This is a genomic window from Nocardiopsis oceani, from assembly GCF_054777395.1.
This window is the reverse complement of the sequence record NZ_BAAHAR010000101.1, coordinates 1-4,630: the sequence shown is the minus strand read 5'-3', so window position 1 is coordinate 4,630 and position 4,630 is coordinate 1. Positions and strand designations below refer to the sequence as shown.

The 4,630-nt window shown below is 65.7% G+C and carries 4 protein-coding genes; 3 read left to right on the top strand and 1 reads right to left on the bottom strand.

What is annotated here, in order from left to right:
- The first annotated feature begins 29 nt into the window (after positions 1 to 29).
- Positions 30 to 323 (top strand): group II intron maturase-specific domain-containing protein, encoded by a 294-nt coding sequence (locus ACYVDG_RS32420; RefSeq protein ID WP_460763976.1) that lies wholly within the window; start codon positions 30 to 32, stop codon positions 321 to 323.
- Positions 324 to 664: 341 nt separating this feature from the next.
- On the opposite strand, the gene ACYVDG_RS32415 is transcribed toward ACYVDG_RS32420, so the two are convergent.
- Positions 665 to 1,606 carry a GlxA family transcriptional regulator gene (locus ACYVDG_RS32415; protein WP_003941078.1) on the bottom strand — a complete coding sequence of 314 codons (942 nt, stop codon included), beginning with the start codon at positions 1,604 to 1,606 and terminating at the stop codon, positions 665 to 667.
- A gap of 108 nt (positions 1,607 to 1,714) precedes the next feature.
- Between ACYVDG_RS32415 and ACYVDG_RS32410 the strand changes: the two genes are divergently transcribed.
- Together ACYVDG_RS32410 and ACYVDG_RS32405 are read left to right on the top strand one after the other, a co-directional pair.
- Positions 1,715 to 2,026 carry a putative quinol monooxygenase gene (locus ACYVDG_RS32410; protein ID WP_003941073.1) on the top strand — a complete coding sequence of 104 codons (312 nt, stop codon included), beginning with the start codon at positions 1,715 to 1,717 and terminating at the stop codon, positions 2,024 to 2,026.
- Between the two features lie 632 nt (positions 2,027 to 2,658).
- Positions 2,659 to 3,984, top strand: a complete 1,326-nt coding sequence (locus ACYVDG_RS32405) for an ISL3-like element ISPfr2 family transposase (protein ID WP_460763973.1) — start codon at positions 2,659 to 2,661, stop codon at positions 3,982 to 3,984.
- Positions 3,985 to 4,630 lie beyond the last annotated feature (646 nt).

Genomic DNA, 4,630 nt, shown 5'->3' with positions numbered 1-4,630 from the left:
TGGGGTTCACGTTTCGTCAGAGGGCGTCGATGCGGTGGGATGGGAGTCTCTTCCTGTCGTTTTCGCCCGCGGTCAGTAAACAGGCTCTGAAGAGGATGAGTGCTCAGGTGCGGTCCTGGAGGCTGCACCATCGGACTGGCCATAGTTCGGAAGACCTCGCGCGGAAGATCAATCCGATCGTGCGGGGGTGGATGAGCTATTACGGGGCTTTCAATAAGTGGGAGTTGTTTCCTCTTCTGAAGCGTATCAATGCCTACTTGATGCGTTGGAGGCTCTTCCCAGATGAGGGTGTAGGTCGGCCGGGCGCGTCGGTCCGCAGGTAGACGTCGAGGTCTCCCGGCGATGGAGGTTCCTACGCCATCCATCCGAAAGACCTCGACGTGACCGACGCTACCCCGCCGGCCGGCTTCGGCCGCCCTGACCTGACCGCCTTCGCGTCTCATCCCAATCGACCCTGATCGAGTCTGCTGACCCCCTCGACGAGAACGCAGCGACATCACAGCCACCCAACCCCGACCATCCGGGAAGCCGGGACACGTCACATGGCCTGTGCTGCGGGCGTGTCGAGTGGGTCGTCCAGGGGCGACGCAGGAGCGTCGACGCGACGTGCTGAGAGGTGGTTCCAGTCGAGCACTAGGACACCGGCTACAGGCATGGCGATAGGTCAGGAACGGCGTCGCTCCCTACGCAGGAGGGAGCGCAGAGTCTCGGCGTTCGCGTAGCCGACCCGTAGCGCGATCTCGGCGGAGGTGAGGTCCGTGGTTGCTGAGAGGTGCCGAGCTCGTTCGATGCGAAGCCGTTGGACGAAGCCGAGCGGAGTGAGGTTGAGCGCCGCACGGACTCGTCGTTCGAGGGTGCGCCGGCTGGTGCCGAGCGACTGCGCGACGAAGGCGACGTTGAACGGTTCGTCCAGGCGGGCGCGCACGAAGCGTTCGAACTCGACGACGATCGGGTCCTCGTGCCGGAGATGTTCGTAGGCGACGAAGGCCGCCTGCGACGGACGCTCGTCGATGATGAGGAGCTTGGCGACATGTTGGGCCAGGTCGGGGCTGATCGATCGCACGAGTGAGAGCGCGAGGTCGATGTGGGCGAACGCGGCGCCGGCGGTGACGAGGTTCCCGTCGACCACGACCATGGTGTCGAGATCGAGGGCGACGGTCGGATAGCGCTTCAGGAACTCCGGCCCCAGGAACCAGCTGGTCGTCGCCCGCCGATGATGCATCCGTCCGGTCTCGGCGACAGCGAACACGCCGGTGCACGCCGCGGCGATCCGGGTGGTCGCGTCGTCGAGGCGCCCGAGCGAGGCGATGACCGAACGAGCATCTCGGCTCTGGAGGGCGTCGTTGGTAGCGGCGGCCGTGAGGGTTCCAAGCGCAGGGACGACGACCACGTCGAACTCTGCGGACTCCGACAGCGGGTGGTCCACCGACAGGGTCATCGATGCCGTCGTGGTCACTCTCCGTTTCGGTCCGAGGATGGCGAGTTCGATCGGGTCAATCCGCGGGTCGACATCGCCGCGGGCTCCGTCGGCCACCCGCACGATGTCGATGACCGACGCGACAGCCGAACCGAAGCAGCCGTCGATCGCGATCAGTCCGATACGCATGGCGCAAACAATAGCAATACTGCCGTATACGCCACTTCTCACATGCCCTTGCTCGTCATACGCTGAACTCGCTTCACCAAGAAACCTCGACACCTAGGAGAACCCCTCATGTCCACACCCGCATCACTTCCGTATGCCTTCGTCGCCAAGATCGTCGCGGCCGATGGACAGCACGACGCGCTCGCCGATCTGCTCGCCGGCGCTGTCGCGCTCGCCAACGAAGAAGTAGGAACGATTGTCTGGTTCGCGGTCAGGACCCACGCCGACACCTTCTGGATCTTCGATGCATTCCCCGACGAGGCCGCTCGCGACGCCCACGCCAACGGCGCCATCGTCGCAGCCCTGATGGCCAACCAGCACCTCCTCGGCGCAGCACCCGAGATCCTGGCGGCCGACGTCCTCGCGTCCAAGCTCCCGTAGTCCGCCAACGCACGAGACGATCGCGCCCCGCCGAGCCGTCGCCAGGTCGCGACGCAACGCCACGCTGCGTTGCCGAGCGGTGCGAGGCCTATCGGCACACGGGCAGGATGCCGGCCGCGAGCGCTCAGCCGGCGAGGGGTCCGTCGCAGAGGAGAGCGACGTCGGTGTCGGGCAGAGCCGTGAGGCCAGCGCATCGCGCGACCACCAGAACCGAACCGCCCCTGCCCTGCGTTTCCGCAGGTCAGGGGCTGTTCGCCGGAGCCGCCTGTCGGAATCGAACTGACGACCTAATCACGTCGGCTTTGCGTCTATCGCTTGATGCGCCCACTGGGCGAACGAGCCGCTGACCTGCGCAAACGCCGAGCGTGGGGGACGCCGCCATCCGGTGGTGACCGACGACGACCGACCAGTACCGACCGTTTCACCGGAGCTTGCGGCGGCGTCGAAGCCGAGCAAGCTCCATTCCTTTAGCTCACCGCGCCCTCCTCCTCGCCGGTCCCGTCGTCGTCGAAGACGTTTCAGGGGTCTTCTCAGATGACGGTGTAGGTCGGCCGGGCGCGTCGGTCCGCAGATAGACGTCGAGGTCTCCCGACGACGGAGGTTCCTACGCCATCCATCCGAAAGACCTCGACGTGTCCGACGCTACCCCGCCGGCCGGCTTCGGCCGCCCTGACCTGACCGCCTTCGCTCGACTCGACGGCCTCGGTCTGAGCGTGACCGGACAACGACTTGAACCGGATCGTGCGGTCCTCGCGTGCCGCGTGGTGGAACCAGATCAGTGGTGCCGACGGTGCGGCAGCGAAGGCGCTGCTCGTGACACCGTGATCCGGCGGTTGGCCCACGAGCCGCTGGGCTGGCGACCGACCGTGCTGGAAGTTGTAGTGCGCCGCTACCGCTGTGCCGACTGCGGACACGTGTGGCGCCAAGACACCAGCGCCGCGGCGGAGCCACGCGCGAAGCTCTCGCGCACCGGGCTGCGGTGGGCGCTGGAAGGGATCGTGGTCGCACACCTCACCGTCGCCCGTGTCGCCGAGGGACTCGGGGTCGCGTGGGACACCGCCAACAACGCGGTCCTGGCTGAAGGCAAGCGGCTGCTGATCAACGACCCCACGCGGTTTGAGGGCGTGAAGGTCATTGGCGTCGATGAGCACGTCTGGCGCCACACTAGGCGTGGCGACAAGTACGTCACCGTGATCATCGACCTCACCCCGGTCCGCGATGGCGCCGGCCCAGCAAGGCTGCTGGACATGGTCGAGGGCCGGTCGAAGGCGGCGTTCAAGACCTGGCTCGCCGACCGCGACGACGCCTTCCGTGACGCGGTCGAGGTGGTCGCGATGGACGGCTTCACCGGGTTCAAGACCGCCGCTGCAGAGGAGATCCCGGACGCGGTCACGGTGATGGATCCCTTCCACGTCGTGCGCCTGGCCGGTGACGCCCTCGACAGGTGCCGGCGCCGGGTCCAACTCGCGATCCACGGGCACCGTGGGTTCAGGGACGACCCGCTCTACAAGTCGCGGCGCACGCTGCACACCGGCGCGGACCTGCTCACCGACAAGCAGAGCGACAGGCTACGCGCGCTGTTCGTTGATGACGCTCACGTCGAGGTCGAGGCGACCTGGGGTGTCTACCAGCGCATGATCGCCGCCTATCGCCACGAGGACCGGCAACGTGGCCGCGAGCTCATGGAGAAGCTGATCACCGACCTCAGCGCCGGCGTCCCCAAGGTGCTCACCGAGCTCACCACCCTGGGCCGGACCCTGAAGAAGCGAGCCGCTGACGTGCTCGCCTACTTCGAACGACCCGGCACCAGCAACGGGCCGACCGAGGCGCTCAACGGACGGCTCGAACACCTGCGCGGCTCCGCACTCGGGTTCCGCACCCTGACCAACTACATCGCCCGAAGCCTGCTCGAGACCGGCGGCTTCAGACCCCAACTCCTACACCCCCGATTGGGATGAGCCGCGTTGGATGCGTAATAAGTACGAGCGGTCGAGGGGTGCGAAGAAAGCTCAGCGTGTGTGGGATGAGGGTGTGAGAAGGCAGCCTCGTTATTTCGCGCAGTGGGAGTGGACTACGTACGCTCCTCGTTCCTGGTGATCAGGGTGATAAGAGCCGTATGACGGGAGACTGTCACGTACGGATCTGTGAGGGCCGGGGGGTGAGATTCCCCCCGGCTACTCGGCGGGGACGGGTGGTCGAGGCCCGAGCCATTCCGGGCTACGCCCGAAAAACTGATTCTGTCGGCCTGACGGCCGATGCCTGCCCCTGCGCCGGAGCATTGACGGTCCGGGTGTCGCGGCTGGTCAATGCGTGCGGCGAAAACCCCGATGATCTTGCCCCTGTCTCCACCCTCGGCCGTCGAGAGTGGAGACAGGGGCAAGATCATTCCCATTTGGGCCCGCATTTGTCCGCTTTGCCCAAGAATGCGGGCAGGGGTGTGTGCTCCGTTCTTGTAGGGCTTCGATCCAGGAAAAGGAAAAGGCGGGTCGTGGTGGCCGGGTAAGTGTTTTATCACCCCCGAGATAGGTCCTTTCTGGGTCTTTCTTGATATCCTTAGGGTATGACTTCTTCTTTCGGGCAGTGCGGGAACACAGCGGGCAATAC